Source organism: Pseudarthrobacter xylosi (assembly GCF_055412765.1).
The window spans coordinates 419,333-433,970 of record NZ_JBVAYT010000003.1 but is presented as its reverse complement, the minus strand read 5'-3'; the positions used below and the strand labels follow the sequence as shown (position 1 = coordinate 433,970).

Annotated in this window: 14 protein-coding genes; 7 read left to right on the top strand and 7 right to left on the bottom strand. The window is 65.3% G+C overall.

Going from position 1 to position 14,638, the window contains the following annotated elements; translation table 11 throughout:
* The first annotated feature begins 88 nt into the window (after window positions 1–88).
* The 3 genes from ACZY1F_RS09560 (at window position 89) to ACZY1F_RS09550 (ending at window position 2,642) form a co-directional block, all read left to right on the top strand.
* Complete coding sequence (locus tag ACZY1F_RS09560) at window positions 89–907, top strand: CPBP family glutamic-type intramembrane protease (RefSeq protein WP_463941480.1); 819 nt, start codon at window positions 89–91, stop codon at window positions 905–907.
* 80 nt (window positions 908–987) lie between these two features.
* Window positions 988–2,037: a saccharopine dehydrogenase family protein gene (locus ACZY1F_RS09555; protein WP_463941479.1), complete on the top strand. Its 1,050-nt coding sequence runs from the start codon at window positions 988–990 to the stop codon at window positions 2,035–2,037.
* Complete coding sequence (locus ACZY1F_RS09550) at window positions 2,034–2,642, top strand: TetR/AcrR family transcriptional regulator (protein ID WP_463941478.1); 609 nt, start codon at window positions 2,034–2,036, stop codon at window positions 2,640–2,642. The genes ACZY1F_RS09555 and ACZY1F_RS09550 overlap by 4 nt, the downstream gene beginning before the upstream one ends.
* A 52-nt stretch (window positions 2,643–2,694) precedes the next feature.
* Here ACZY1F_RS09550 and ppk2 read toward each other — a convergent pair whose 3' ends face one another.
* From ppk2 to ACZY1F_RS09530, 4 genes are all read right to left on the bottom strand, one after another.
* A complete protein-coding gene (gene ppk2, locus ACZY1F_RS09545; protein ID WP_463941477.1) occupies window positions 2,695–3,612 on the bottom strand; it encodes a polyphosphate kinase 2 in 918 nt (305 codons plus the stop codon).
* A 112-nt stretch (window positions 3,613–3,724) separates the two neighbouring features.
* Entirely contained in the window at window positions 3,725–4,609 is an 885-nt protein-coding gene (locus ACZY1F_RS09540; RefSeq protein ID WP_463941572.1) for an SDR family NAD(P)-dependent oxidoreductase, read from the bottom strand.
* A 139-nt stretch (window positions 4,610–4,748) separates the two neighbouring features.
* Entirely contained in the window at window positions 4,749–5,645 is an 897-nt protein-coding gene (locus tag ACZY1F_RS09535) for a diacylglycerol kinase catalytic domain-containing protein (protein WP_463941476.1), read from the bottom strand.
* Window positions 5,646–5,654: 9 nt separating this feature from the next.
* Complete coding sequence (locus ACZY1F_RS09530; protein WP_463941475.1) at window positions 5,655–6,677, bottom strand: SPFH domain-containing protein; 1,023 nt, start codon at window positions 6,675–6,677, stop codon at window positions 5,655–5,657.
* 105 nt (window positions 6,678–6,782) lie between these two features.
* On the opposite strand from ACZY1F_RS09530, the gene ACZY1F_RS09525 reads away from it, so the two are divergent.
* Complete coding sequence (locus tag ACZY1F_RS09525) at window positions 6,783–7,517, top strand: NUDIX hydrolase (protein WP_463941474.1); 735 nt, start codon at window positions 6,783–6,785, stop codon at window positions 7,515–7,517.
* 6 nt (window positions 7,518–7,523) lie between these two features.
* Here the strand turns inward: ACZY1F_RS09525 and ACZY1F_RS09520 are convergent, their stop codons facing one another.
* Window positions 7,524–8,588 (bottom strand): FAD-dependent oxidoreductase, encoded by a 1,065-nt coding sequence (locus ACZY1F_RS09520; protein ID WP_463941473.1) that lies wholly within the window; start codon window positions 8,586–8,588, stop codon window positions 7,524–7,526.
* Between the two features lie 63 nt (window positions 8,589–8,651).
* Window positions 8,652–9,158, bottom strand: a complete 507-nt coding sequence (locus tag ACZY1F_RS09515) for a MarR family winged helix-turn-helix transcriptional regulator (protein WP_463941472.1) — start codon at window positions 9,156–9,158, stop codon at window positions 8,652–8,654.
* Between the two features lie 128 nt (window positions 9,159–9,286).
* On the opposite strand from ACZY1F_RS09515, the gene ribA reads away from it, so the two are divergent.
* Window positions 9,287–11,170 (top strand): GTP cyclohydrolase II RibA, encoded by a 1,884-nt coding sequence (gene ribA, locus ACZY1F_RS09510; RefSeq protein WP_463941471.1) that lies wholly within the window; start codon window positions 9,287–9,289, stop codon window positions 11,168–11,170.
* Window positions 11,171–11,258: 88 nt separating this feature from the next.
* A complete protein-coding gene (locus tag ACZY1F_RS09505; RefSeq protein WP_463941470.1) occupies window positions 11,259–12,737 on the top strand; it encodes a protein adenylyltransferase SelO in 1,479 nt (492 codons plus the stop codon).
* A gap of 119 nt (window positions 12,738–12,856) precedes the next feature.
* On the opposite strand, the gene ACZY1F_RS09500 is transcribed toward ACZY1F_RS09505, so the two are convergent.
* A complete protein-coding gene (locus tag ACZY1F_RS09500) occupies window positions 12,857–13,441 on the bottom strand; it encodes a helix-turn-helix domain-containing protein (protein WP_463941469.1) in 585 nt (194 codons plus the stop codon).
* 123 nt (window positions 13,442–13,564) lie between these two features.
* Between ACZY1F_RS09500 and ACZY1F_RS09495 the strand changes: the two genes are divergently transcribed.
* Window positions 13,565–14,599: an NAD(P)/FAD-dependent oxidoreductase gene (locus ACZY1F_RS09495; RefSeq protein WP_463941468.1), complete on the top strand. Its 1,035-nt coding sequence runs from the start codon at window positions 13,565–13,567 to the stop codon at window positions 14,597–14,599.
* The last annotated feature ends 39 nt before the right edge of the window (window positions 14,600–14,638 follow it).

The following is a 14,638-nucleotide window of genomic DNA, read 5'->3' as shown; positions in this document are numbered from 1 at the left end:
ACTCAGGCCCCACGTGCGACGACTACAAGAAGTACACGTCTTCGGCCGGATAGTTTCGCGCCACGGCCGTCGCTGGCATGCTGATGGGGTGACATCGATATTGACCGAATCAGCCCGCACCGCACTCAGCTGGAAGCTGATGCCTGCGGTGCTGCTCTCGGCGTCCGGGGTGTTCCTCTTCGGCGTCGAGAATGAATACGTCGGCTACGGCATGCTGGCTGTGAGCCTGGTTTTGGCAGCACTGATCGACCGCGAACTCCTGCGGCACCTGGCGCTCATTGCGGCGGGAATGGTGATCATCAGCCTGGTTCCGTTGAACGCTGATTTGAGCATCACGCACATGACGCTCATGGGTAGCGCTCTCGCGTTGGCTGTGCTGGTGCCGTGGCTGGTGTCCCGGTTCATCTACCGCGAGAGGATCATCAGGTTCCCGGTGAACACGGGACGCAAATGGCCGGTGAGCGCAAGGCTGTATCTGATCGCTGTTGTGGCACTCGGTTACCTCATTCTGCCGGTGTACCTGATCCGCACGAACGTGTATCAGAACTGGCCCGACGCGTCGGACCCCACCATTTTCTGGCGCCTTTTTTTCGGCGTGAACGCTGTTGGAATCTGGGACGAGCTGTTCTTCATCTGCACCACGTTCACGCTGCTCCGGCGGCACTTCCCGGACTGGCTCGCCAACATTCTGCAGGCCGTGGTCTTCTCGTCGTTCCTGTGGGAGATCGGCTACATGGCCTGGGGACCGCTGCTGACGTTCCCGTTTGCGCTGCTGCAGGGATACACCTTCAAGCTGACAAAGTCCTTCACCTACGTCGTGACCGTCCACCTGGTCTTTGACTTCGTGCTATTCCTCGCGCTGGTGCACGCGCACAACCGCGACTGGCTGCTGATTTTCTTGTACTGAGCACTGAGCACTGAGCACTGTGAGGACGTTCCAAGTAACCCACGATTAGACTTTTAGGTCATATGACCTAAACTTGCTTTATGACCGATTTACTTGAACACCAACCTGCCGGTCCAGTCCTGATCGTGGGCGGATACGGCACCGTTGGAACGGCCCTTACCGGGCTCGCCGCCCCTCTCTGGCCTCTTGTCCTGACCGGCAGAAATCCTGCGGACGGAGCCGCTCTGGCGGAAGCGCACAACGTGACTGTGCGGAAGTGGGACCTCGACGATCCGGCGCCTTTCGCCGCCCAGGCGCGGGCCGTCATCAGCGTTGTCAACGATCCCGATGACCGTGTTCTGCGCGCCGCCGTCAGCGCAGGAATCCCCTATGTGGACATCACCCGTTGGACGAGCCGCCTCACCAAGGCTGCCACGCAGGCAACGCTGCTCAGCCCGACTGCGCCGGTACTTCTGTCCTCCGGATGGATGGGCGGGGTCATTAGCCTCGTTACAGGAATGTTGGCCGAAGATGCGGGAGGTGCACAACAGGTCGACGTTGCCATCCGCTACGACACCAAAGACCGGGCAGGCGCGGACTCCGTGGACTTTATCGACCGGCTTGGGCACGACTTCGAGGTCCGGAAAGATGGCAAGCCCATGATCATCAGCCCCTTGAGCGACACCCGCTGGGTGGATATTGCCGGACACCGCACAAAAGTTGCGCGGCTGGACACTCCCGAACAGTTCACCCTCCCCATGACCCTCGGAACCGGGACAGCCGCCACCCGCATCGGCTTCAGCTCCAACGCATCGACGGGGGCCCTCCTGGCGGCGAAGACGGTGGGACTCTTCCGCTGGGGTCGGGGGAGTCGTTGGACGTCCGTCCGGCGCTCACTCCTGTACTCGCCGGGCAAGGGCGGCATCGCTCATGTCCGAGTCGATGTGCAGGGACGGAAAGGAATCCGAACCGCCATGATTTCGGACCCACTCGGGCAAGCCCACCTCACCGCGCTGGGCGGGCTGCTCGGCCTCCGCCATGTCCTGCATGAGGACTCACGGCCTGGCATCAGCTTCCCGGAGAGTACTCCCCGCCTGGCCGAAATGGTCGCCGAACTGGAGCTGCGCGGTGTGACAATATTGAGATCATGACCGGAACCAAGGGCGCCCTCAGACAGGCGGCCATCCTTGATGCCGCTGAAGAAGTACTGGTCGCCAAGGGCAACGCCGGTTCCGCGATGAGGGACTTTGCAGCCGCGGCCGGGGTCCGCGTGGGTCACCTGCAGCACTATTTTCCGACCAGGGCAGACCTGATCAGTGCCGTTCTTGATCGCTCGCTCAAGCGCTCACTTCAACGGCTGAAGCAAATGTCCGGGATCGGCGTCGGAGACGGTCCGGGCGAAGGCGAGCTGTTGACGCGGCAGCACTCGGAGAGGTTGTTTGCCGCCCTCCTGGCTGAACACTCGGATCCGGCCGGAGTCGGCATGCACGTCGAGCTCTGGGCCATTGCCGCGGCAGACGAGCAGATTGCCGCGGCGGTCAGGGCCTTCTACGCCCAGTACGCCGAGCATGTAGCTGACCTTGTGGAGCGCGCCAGGCCGGAACTCGGGGAACTACAGCGCAACGCAGTAGCCAGCACCGTCGTTAGTCTCTTCGAAGGTGCGGCCGTGACGCGTTCGGTCATTGGTGGTCTCCGAGCGGAGGGTTCCGATGCCGAACTGATCCGCACAGCACAGTGGCTCGTCCACGGATTGTGAAACCGCTCCGAGGGCCGAAGGGCAGGGAGTTTACCTCTGCCCACCACACTTCTCAGACAGCGTTCCCGCGCAGCTGCGAGAAGCCCTGGGTATTCTCGCCGTCCTCGAAAATGCGCGAGGCGGAGCCGACGATGAGGCTGTCAGGTTCATTGACGAGGTCGGTGTCCTTGTCCTCGTAGTCGAACATGTGCAGGACGTGGCGCATGGCTTCGACCCTGGCCCGCTTCTTGTCGTTGCTCTTGACCACCGTCCACGGCGCCCAGTCCGTGTCAGTTGCCAGGAACATGGACTCCTTGGCTGCGGTGTAGGAGTCCCACTTGTCCAGTGATGCCAGGTCCATGGGGGAGAGCTTCCATTGCCGGACGGGGTCCACTTGACGGATCGCGAACCGGGTCAGCTGTTCGGTGCGGGACACGGAGAACCAGAACTTCACGACGTCGATGCCATCGTTGGTGAGGACCTGTTCGAAGGCAGGGGCTTGGCTGAGGAAGCTGTGGTACTGATCGTCCGTGCAGAATCCCATAACGCGTTCGACGCCGGAGCGGTTGTACCAGGAGCGGTCGTACATGGTGATTTCGCCTGCGGCCGGCAGGTGGGCAACGTAGCGCTGGAAATACCACTGGGACTGTTCACGCTCGCTGGGCTTTTCCAGTGCCACAACGTGTGCTCCGCGCGGATTGAGGTGTTCGGTGAAGCGTTTGATGGTTCCGCCTTTGCCGGCCGCGTCCCGGCCCTCGAAGACCATAACAAGGCGGCGGCCGGTGGATTTAATCCATTTTTGGAGTTTGAGCAGCTCGATCTGCAGCAGCCGCTTCTCCATTTCGTACTGATCCCGGGTCATTCTCTCGGCATAGGGATAACCCTCGCGCCACGTGTCAACCGGAGTGCCGTCGGGAGAGACGAGGACGGGATCGTCGTCGTCAGTATCGAGCACAGTAAAGCCATGGCGGGACAGATCGAGTACGTTCACGACGCCGAGGCTACGTCCCGGGGATGAATGGACGGTTAACAACCCGCTGAGAGGGTTTGGAGGCAGACAATTTCCAGTCCTGCAGTGCCCATCCACACCAACAGGCGCTCCGTCACGGCATCCCGGCCAAGCGCGCGCACTCGTCCCACAGGCGCTTGCGGGCATTGGCATCCGATCCCATTCCAGGCGTAGGAAGCTCCTTTCGCTTGGCCCATAACTTTCCGGAGACTCCCGCTGTTTCGCGTGACGTGGCGAGCCATAGCGGGGTATCCGCCGCCTTCTCTGCCGGTGCTCCAAACGTGTTCGTGATCCAGCGGAATGGGCCCCCGACGTCCTGAAGCAGCGTCGTGTTCTTGACCAGTCCCGGATGGACGGCATTAGCGACCACGCCTGAGCCGCGCAGACGCTCAGCGAACTCCTGCGTGAGCAGAACCCGGGCCAGCATTGTGGGCGGCGTCGAGCGAAGGTAGCTGTACTTGCCGCCTGCAGTTTGGAGGTCGTCGAAGTTCAGCCTGGCATTGCCGTATCTGGACGCAATATTGACAATGCGGGATACCCTCGGCGAAGCGTCAGGACGGTCCGCACTTCCGGCGTTACCTGCTGTCGCGGTCGCTCGCGCGAGCGCGTCCAGCAGAAGGTTGGTGAGCAGGAAGTAGGCCATGACGTTGGTGGCGAAGGTCAGTTCGAGCCCATCGGTGGTTACGTGGCGCTCTTTTCGGAACACGCCCGCCGCGTTGACCAGCACGTCGAGCCTGTCATGGCGGGACCGGAACTCAGCGGCCGCGGCATGGATCGAGGACTGGTCTGACAGGTCACAATCCAACGGCTCGAGTTTGGCGCCCGGCACAAGCCGGCGGATACCCACCATCGCCTCGTTCGCCCGGGTTGTTGAGCGCCCCACCACGACCACCACGGCACCTTCGCGTGCAAGGCCGGAGGCGACAGCACTTCCCAAGCCTCCGGCCGCGCCCGTCACCAGTGCCACGGTTCCGTCCATGGATGCCATCGCCTTGCCTCCTGCCGCGTTGCCAGCGTGTCGTAACGATGAGGCCGCCGTGCAGCCGGGGTTTTCCGGCGCTATTCATCGACTAGTCAAGATCACAACACACGCGAGCCGGATTGACCAGACACCGTGCTTACACCACCAGCCGCAAGGGCCTTTCGCCCAACCGCACCGTGATTTCCTGGCCCCAGGATGCGGTCAGGCGGTCTGATTCCATGCCGTCGCCGAACACCACCAGCTGGTCGGATGCCACGGTGATCCGGAGTAAATCGCCCGCCTCCAGCACTCCCTCCGTCAGGGAGGCTCCGGTGATGGGGGAGGGCCAGGCCTCGCGGACGAACCACGCGAGCTGGGGGTCCGCCGGCGCCGGCAGGGCGCGCCCTCCACGCTCCAGGGCGATGGAAGCGCACCAGCCCGTGGCGCCGGTGCCGGTGGAGACGATCAGCCCGGACGAGGACTGCCGTTCGCTCTGGCCGTCCGGGCTGGTGAGCTGGTACCGGGCCGACTGGTGCGAAGTGTGCCCGATGAAGATTTCGTTAAGCCCCGAGATTTCCTGACCGTCGTCGAGGCGTGCCGTCACCGTGGCCAGCTCCTCGCGTTTCAGCCGATCGGGCCCGGCCACGGCAGCTGCCTGGAGCAGCTTTGCTGCCTCGTTGGCCGTGTGCCGGACCAGGACGCCGGGATTCGCTCCCGGCTCCGGATCGATCCCGATGACCGGCTGGCCGGTGAGGTACTTGGCCGCGTTGGCCACCAGCCCGTCCTGGCCCACAACGGCCACGACGTCCTCCGGCGTCAGCAGAAAACGACTGAGGTCCGTGCGCTCCACCTCGGCGTGGCGCCACTCGGCAGGAACTGCGGCCCGGACCGTTTCCAGGGCGGCGGTGATCCTGTCGTGGTGCTTTTGCACGTCCTGGATGTTGCGTCCGCGTGTGCGGAGGAAGAATTCGGCTTGGCCGCGGGTGGCATGCCGGTCCAGGAGTTCCTGGAGTTCGGTCCGTCGGTGGACGATGACCAGGCAGGGATTTGCCATGCCGGGATCCTACTTCCCGGCGTTGCCGGTGGTGCCGGCAGGTTCCCGGAGCAGCCCGGCGAGGGCCCCGCTCAGCATGTCCGGGGTGATGGTGAGGTTCCCGATGTTCGGCAGCGAGCCGGCTGCCTCGCGGAGGGCCAAGCCAAGAAGCGTGGCCTGGTCCACGTCCTGGTAGACCTCCATGGTGGCGGCCTCGCGTGCCGCAGAAGCCTCTCCCAGCAGCCGGATCTGGTTCGCTTCGGCGTCGGCGCTGATGCCCTGGCGTTCCGCTGAAGCGTGTGCGTCGATCAGTCCCGCGGCCGCCTTTTCCTCGGCCGCGCGCCGCGCGTTGGCGCCTTCCTGGGCCACCAGGTGTTCGCGGCGGGTGGCCAGTTCGATCTGGCTCGCCATTTCGTTCTCGGAAATGGTTCGTTCGCGTTCGACGGCGACGGCCCGGCGTTCGTAGACGGCGCGGTCTGCTTCGGCCTGGAGCTGTTCGCGGACCGGAGTCTGGAGGGCTCTTTCGACGTCCGACTCCGGCCGGACGGCCAGGACCTGCACGCCGAGGATCTCGATGCCGGTGGACAGGAGCCGGGCGTCCGAGCGCAACGCGTCGGTAAGGACTGTGCGGAGCTGGCTGACGGCGCGTTCCAGGGCTTCGGCCAGCGTGGTGGTGGCGATCTGGTCAATGGCGTGGCTTTGGCACAGCTGGCCGATGATCGTAGCAACTTGGTCCCTGCCGGTCGCGGGACCTGCGCCGGCCGGTTGGAGACCGAAGTCGAGGCGACTGGAGACGGCCACAGGGTCGATGAAGCGGTAGGTCACGTTTGCCTGGATGCTTACGTCCTGGTGGTCGCGCGTTATGGCGTGAAAGAGAGTGGGCAGTTCCTGGTCATCAACGGGAACCTCGCTGAGCACGGAGACCGCTGGACGGTACCAGAACGCCTGGCCCACTCCTTCGTGGCGGACCGAACCCTTTTGGAGGTGGACGACGTAGCCGGTGGGGCTGCCCAGGAAGTGGCTGATCCAGGGGTAGTTCTTGATGCTGGCCATGGGATTCTCCTCAACGGTCTTCTTGTCGTCACTTTGACGATAATCAAACCCTAGGCCGCACCGGAACTTATTGTCAAGGTGACGATAAGTTCCTAAGATGGGGACATGCCTGAATCCCACCCGGAGCCCCCGCGCTTCCCGGTGACGGTCGACGTCGTCGCCCTCACCGTGGCCGACGACGCCCTGAACGTCCTGCTTATCAGCCGGCTCATCGAGCCTTTCCGCGGCGCACTGGCCCTGCCGGGCGGTTTTGTGCTTGCCGGTGAGGACCTGGTCACCGCCGCGGCGCGTGAACTCGGTGAGGAGGCCGGCGTCGAGCATGTCCCTGGCTACCTGGAGCAGCTGGGGAGCTATGGCCCGAAGGGGCGCGATCCCCGCGGTGACGTGCTCACCGTGGCTCACTTACTGCTTGCTCCAAACTTCCCGGTGCTGTCCGCCGGGAGCGACGCCGAGCATGCCGGCTGGTATCCGGTCAGCAAAGTCCTGGCGGGTGAACTGCTGCTCGCCTTCGACCATGAGCGGATCCTCGCCGATGCCCTGGAGCGGGCGAAATCAAAGCTCGAATACTCGCCGCTGGCGGCGGCATTCTGTGGTGAGGAATTTACCGTCGCCGAGCTCCGGGCCGTTTACGAGGCCGTCTGGGGCACCCGCCTCGATCCCAGGAACTTCCACCGGAAGGCCACCGGAACCCCTGGTTTTCTGGAGAGCACCGGACGGATGACTGCTGGCGAAGCCGGCCGCCCCGCGGCTCTCTTCAGGCTCGCCGAAACGGCCCGGCCCACAGCAGGCCAGCCAACGCATGCCGTGCTCAATCCGCCGCTTATGCGCCCGCGTGACTGACGCGTCCTAGGGGCGGGGGAGCGTGGGACCCTGCCGCGGCCTGGGCTTCACCAGCCGGCCGGCGGTACCGACCGCAGCGTTGCGGATTCCTGAGCCCGTATCCATCATGGCGAATTGACCCATGAGGCGGGAGGCGAGCACCAGCCGCTGGCTTCGCGCCCGGCGTTCCTTATTGAACACGGCCAGAGCCGCCTCGACACTGGAGGCCTGAGCCACGGACCGCCCCAGCGTGGCTCCGTCAACGATGGCCTCGCAGGCACCACGTCCAAGGAAGGGCGCCATTGCGTGGGCGGCGTCGCCCACCAGCGCCGTGTTCCCGGTGACGAACGACGGCACCTTCGGTGCTTCGAAGAGCCCATGATGCAGGATGGCGCTTTCGTCGATCCTGCCGATCAGCTCCCGCACGCCGGGGTGCCAGGACCCGAAATGGTCCAGCATGTGGGGCAGGTGCGGTCCGTCAAACGTGTGATCGGCGCGGATGCAGGCATACCAGTTGGTCGCATCAGGCCCTGCCGGCGTGATGCCGAACAAGGCCCCGGGGGCCCAGGTCTCGCCGTATTCGGCTACGGGCCCTCTGACGGTGCCCCGCCATGCTACGGCTCCAAGGGAACGGGCGCGGAATCGGTCACCGAATGTCCGCTGCCGGGTGCGGCTGAACGTGCCGTCTGCTCCGACGACCAGCGCGGCATCGCCTATCTGGTCCGGGTCGACGATCTGCGTGTTGAAGCCGACGTCGATGTCCCGGGCAAGCGCGGCGAGCAATGCGGGCCGTGAGACCAGGTTCAGGTCGGCGCCGCCGGGGGCTGTCAGCAACGTCCGCCCGGACGGCGTCCAGAGCCGGGTTCCTGCGCCGGCGGCAATGTGCGCCCAGCCATCGGTGCGGCGGGAGGCGTCAATGCCAATTTCGTCGAGGGCCTTGATCGCGGCCGGCCACATGCCCAGCATGGTGCCTGACGTCGGCAGAGCCGCGGCCTGCTCCAAAACTCTCACTGACCAGCCGTGACGCTGCAAGGCCTGTGCCGCGCTCAGGCCGCCGATTCCCGCGCCGATGATGACCGCTGAATGTCCCACGCCTCAAGGGTACAGACTCCACCCAGCCGGTCATTTCTTGCGTTCGCGTGGCTCTTCCGGGCATCACGTTTCTCTGAGCGGGGGGCTTTCACGCAGGCAGCGGTCCTCCGGGTCGATGACGCCCATGATGCGTTTGCCGATGCTCCCCAGCTGGCGTGCCTGTGCCTTCGTGAGGGGATCGAACACGAGTGCACGCACGGCTTCCACATGCCCGGGGGCGGTTTGGGTGATCTTCGTCCAGCCCTCCTCGGTGAGGGTCGCCAATGTGATGCGTCCGTCGGAAGGATCCGTCGAGCGGTGAACCCAGCCTCGCTTTTCCAGCCGGCTGACCACCTGGGACAGGCGGGGAAGCCCGGACTCGGTAAAGCCAGCCAGGTCACTCATCCGGCGGGTCCGTTCCGGAGCTTCAGACAGGCCGGCCAGGACCATGTACTCAAAGTGGCTTATCCCGGCATCCTGCTGCAGTTGGGAGTCCAGGGCGGCGGGGAGCTTCATCATCACGCCCACGAGGGTCAGCCACACGTCGCGTTCATCGGGGCTCAGCCAGCGCGGCTCCACGGGATTTTCCATAGGGTGAGTCTACGGCATTTACTTCATGAATGAAGTTTTGTGTCCGGCAAATCACTTGCATCGTGAACTAATGGTCAGTATTGTTTACTTCAATATTCAAGTACTTCCAGACTTCCTGAGGAGCCCAGATGACCGTCATGTCCGAGACCGTCGCGCGGCCATTCGAACAACCGGCCGCCGTCCGCAGCCAGGTCACCGTCCCGCTGCGCTTCCCTGATGGCTTCGGGGCCACCGCCGAGATCATGACGTTCCATGGACTGGCCGACGGTAAGGAGCACCTGCTGCTTGCCCTCGGCGCGTGGGAACAGACACTGCTGGACCCGGGCCCGGAAGGTACGGGGCCGCTGGTCCGGCTGCACAGCGAGTGCCTCACGGGCGATGTGTTCGGCAGCGAGCGCTGTGACTGCGGGCCCCAGCTGCGCGAGGCAGTCGAGGAGATTGCCGCCGTCGGGGGCTTCCTGCTGTACCTCCGGCAGGAGGGGCGCGGCATCGGCCTGTACTCCAAGCTCGACGCGTACGCCCTGCAGGACACCGGCCTGGATACCTACGAAGCCAATGTGGCACTGGGCCGCGGCGAGGACGAGCGGGACTATAGTGCGGCTGCCCAGATGCTCGGCGCGCTTGGCGCCGGCCGGATCCGCCTCCTCACCAACAACCCGGACAAAGTAGCGCAGCTGACCGCCCTCGGCGTTAACGTCTCGGAGCAGGTCCCCACCGGGGTGCACCTCTCGGCGGCTAACCACCGGTACCTGGCCGCGAAGCGCACCCATACGGCGCACACCATCGAGCTGCCCGCGGAAGCCCTGCCCGCGGAAGTCAAGACAGCGAAGATCCTTCCGGCCGTGGTCATTCCTTCCCATGGCGAGCTGCTGGCCCGGGTGGATGCCCTCATTCCGCGGCTGCGGGAGCGCGCCGCGGAAGCCGAGGAGATCCGCCGTATCCCGGAAGCCACCATGGCTGAACTGAAGGCCGCAGGCGTGTTCCGGATGCTCGCACCGAAAGCTGTGGGCGGCTTCGGCATGGGCCTGGAAACCTACGTGGAGGTGGTTCGCCGCCTCGCCCAGGGATGTGTCTCCACGGCCTGGACAGTGGGGCACCTGGTGGAGCATGTCTGGATGCTGGCCCGCTGGCCGCAGGAAGCCCAGAATGAAGTCTTCGCCAACGGACCGGCGCCCTTGGCCGCCGCCACCGGCGCCCCTCCAGGAAAGGCGGAGAAGGTTCCCGGCGGCTTCACCATCTCCGGCCGCTGGAGCTTCGCCTCCGGGGTTATGCACTCCGAATGGGCGTTGCTGGCCGTGCAGCTTGGTAAAGTCCGCCTGCAGTGCCTGGTCCCGGTGTCCGATCTCGAACTGCTGGATGTGTGGCACACGGCCGGCCTGCGGGGGACGGGCAGCAACGACCTCCGGGCGGAAAACCTGTTTGTCCCGGCGCACCGCGCCCTCGAGTGGAACCTCCTGTCCGCGGTGCACAATCCCGGCAGCCGCATCCACCCGGATCCGAACATCCACATCCCCATGGCCACGTTCCTGAACATGGTTGCCCCGGCCGCTGCTTTGGGTGCCGCTGAGCATGCCCTTGAGGTGTTCCAGGACCTGATGATGGTGCGCAAGGTCAAGCAGACAACGCAGGCGCGGCAAGCGGATTCACCGCTCGCGCAGGCCCGGTTCTCCCAGGCCTACGGGCAGGTGGCCACTGCGCGGCTGCACTGGCAGGAAGCTGTGCGGGTGGTGGCCGCTTCCTACGAACGGCGGCCTGTCGCCTTCACCGATGAGGAGCGGGCGCGGTACCGGCTTTCCCTCGGCCTCAGTGGCGGCGCGTCGGCCGAGGCTGTCCGCCTGATCCTGACGGGCTCCGGCGGGAGTGTGCACCGGCTGACGCACCCGCTCCAGCGGATCCAGCGCGATGTCAATGTCCTGCTCAACCACGCCTCGCTGACCATGGACCCGATCCTGGAGCAGGCAGGCCGCGGGCTCCTGGACCTCGGATTTTCCATTCCGGCGGAGCAGTTCTAGCCAGGGGTGCGGGACCCACTGCAGGGCGGCCGGCTTCGGCTCTGGTCTGCTGCAGTATGGCCGGGCCCGCCGCGGGTAGTCTTGAATGATGAGCACCGCAATCCCATCAACGCTCACCTTCGACAGGCGGTTCGCCCGCGAACTCGGGGAGCTGGCGGTTCCGTGGCAGGCGGAAGAAGCACCTGATCCGCAGCTGCTGGTCCTGAACGAGGCGTTGGCCAGCGAGCTGGGTCTGGACCCATCCTTGCTGCGGTCGGATGAGGGGACGCTGCTGCTGATCGGCAACCTGGTCCCTGACGGTGCCACGCCGGTGGCCCAGGCCTACGCCGGACACCAATTCGGCGGCTACTCACCCCGGCTCGGCGACGGGAGAGCCCTCCTGCTGGGTGAGGTCACGGACGTCCACGGGCAGCTCCGGGACATCCACCTCAAGGGCTCCGGCCGGACACCGTTCGCCCGCGCAGGTGACGGTCTCGCCGTCGTCGGTCCCATGCTGCGCGAGTACATCGTCAGCGAAGCCATGCACGCCATGGGCATCCCCACCACAAGGTCCCTCGCCGTGGTGGCCACGGGCCGGCCCGTCCGCCGCGAAACGATACTGCCCGGGGCGGTGCTTACCCGGGTGGCGAGCAGCCACCTGCGCGTCGGCAGCTTCCAGTTTGCCCGCGTCAACGGCGACACGGACCTCCTCCGCCGCCTGGCCGATCATGCCATCAGCCGCCACTACCCGGACGCGGCGCTCGCCGACAAGCCCTATCTCGCGTTCTTCGATGCGGTCATAGCGGCCCAGGCGTCCCTGGTGGCGCGATGGATGCTGGTGGGTTTCGTCCATGGCGTGATGAACACCGACAACATGACCATCTCCGGCGAGACCATCGACTACGGTCCGTGTGCATTTATGGACGGCTTCAACCCCGGCGCGGTCTACAGCTCCATTGACGCGGACGGACGCTACGCCTATGGCAACCAGCCGCTCATTGCCGAATGGAACCTCACCCGGCTCGCCGAGGCACTCCTGCCCCTGCTCCATGAAGACCAGGACCAGGCCGTGGCGCTCGCCGTGGAGTCCCTCGGTGCCTTCCGCGCGTTGTACAGTGCGGCCTGGTCAGCCGGCATGAAATCCAAGCTGGGGTTGCGGGCGGACACGCCCGACGACGTCGCGTCGCCGCTCGTGGACGGCCTCCTGGGCCTGCTCCAGGAGGGCCAGGTGGATTACACCTCCTTCTTCCGGAGCCTCAGCTTGGCGGCCCGCGGCACCCCGGAACGCCGTACCACCGAAACTGCCCGGGCCATGTTTGTGGACCCCGATGCCTTCGACGCGTGGGCGGCTCGATGGCTGGCGCTGGCGCCGGATGCGGACCTGATGGACCGCGTCAACCCCGCCTATATCCCCAGGAACCACCTCGTTGAAGAAGCCCTCGACGCTGCTATTGCAGGCGACCTGGACCCCTTCAACCGCCTGATGGCCGTCGTGGCTGAGCCGTACACCCAGCGCCCCGGCCTGGAACGCTACGCTGGCCCCGCCCCTGATGACTTCGGAAACTACCGGACCTTCTGCGGGACCTGAGCGAACGCAAGGGATGGACGACGGCGGTGCGCGGCTGGGTGCCGCCCGCCGCCGTCGGGCATGCTCGGATCACGCGACGCGGGACGCTCCGGCGAGCCAGCTGATGGAGTGGACTTCGGTTATGCGGGCTTGGGGCGTGCCCGTACGTGCATCCGCTCGCCCTGCTGTCCAAACAGGCTGATCAACTCCACGGGTTTGCCGTCGGCGCTGGCGAACCAGTGCGGTGTGTGGGTATCGAATTCTGCGGCTTCCCCGGGGCGAAGTTCGAAGTCCTTGTCGCCCAGCACCAGACGCAGCCGCCCGCTGAGGATGTACAGCCATTCATAGCCTTCGTGAACGCGCGGCTCAGGCTCCGCCCCGCGGGCGTCACCGGCGAGGACCATCTTGAAGGCCTGCAAACCGCCTGGGCGGCGCGTCAGCGGAACGGCGGTCATACCGGCGTGGGTGATGGGCCGCAGGTGGATTCTTGGATCCCCGGTGGGCGGCGCGCCCACCAGATCATCGAGGGGAACACCGTACAACCTCGCGAGAGGCAGCAGGATTTCGAGGTTTGGCCTGCGTTGGCCGGATTCCAGGCGGGACAGGGTGCTGACCGACACGCCGGAGGCGGAGGACACGTCGCCAAGGGTGAAGTTCCGTTCGGTACGGAGTGCACGGAGCCGGGGGCCCACCGCCCCGAGAACGTCATCAAGTTCGTTTGCCATTCCTCGAGTTTGCCATACCGGCAACAAGTCTTGCCAATATTCTTCGAGGCGGTGGAAGCTGAAGTAACCGCCGCAAGGGACGCTTGCGGCGAACTTGCAGGACACGACGAAGGGCAAATCAGCATGGACAGAACACGGCATGACGTTGTGATTGTTGGCGGCGGTGCGGCGGGACTCAGCGCGGCCACAACGCTGGGCCGGGCGCTCCGCTCGGTACTGGTCATCGATTCCGGAACTCCACGCAACGCACCCGCAGCGGGTGTGCACGGGTATCTTTCGAGGGACGGTATGAGCCCCGGAGAACTCCTTTCCATCGGACGCAGCGAAGTGCTCTCCTACGGCGGAACAGTCATTGACGGAGAAGCCGTTGCGGCACGGCGAACCCACGATGGATTCGACGTGATGCTCGGTGATGGCCGCCGGTTCGCCGGCAGGCGCCTCCTTGTCACCACCGGCCTGTCGGATGAACTGCCTGCCATCGATGGGCTGCGGGAGCAATGGGGGAAGGGCGTTGTGCACTGTCCCTATTGCCATGGCTGGGAAATCCGCGGGCAACGGATCGGAGTGCTGGGCACAGGCCCGCTGTCCGTCCACCAGGCCCTGCTGTTCAGGCAGTGGTCCGGGGATATCACCCTTTTCCTCAACGACACCGTGCAGCCCACCGAGGAGGAGTGGGAAAAGCTCGCAGCCCGGTCCGTCAGTGTCGTTGAGGGCGCGGTGGCTTCTGTCGACGCCGTCGAGGGTGTCCTTGCGGGGATCACGCTCCGCCAGGGCCGCTCATTCGACCTGCAGGCTTTGGCTGTCGGAGCCCGGATGGAGGCCAGATCCGCTCTGCTGGAATCCCTCGGGCTAAGTTCCCAGGTGCACCCGTCGGGGGCCGGGCGCTTTATCGAGACCGACGCCATGGGGGCCACGGCCGTCCCGGGCGTGTATGCGGCGGGCAATGTCTCCAACCTGATGGCCCAGGTGATCACCGCTGCGGCCGAGGGTGTCATGGCCGGTGCACGGATTAACGCCGACCTCATCGAGGAGGAAACGCGATGGGCTGTTGAAGGGCATTTCGGCCCCTTCTCCGCCGCCTCGGAAGGAGCGGTTGCCGAGCTGGTGGCGGGTCACCGGCGCCATGGCCTTGATGGTGAGCGCTTATCTGCTCCTTGATCTCGGCGTACCAGGAGCAGTACTGAGACGGTAACGATG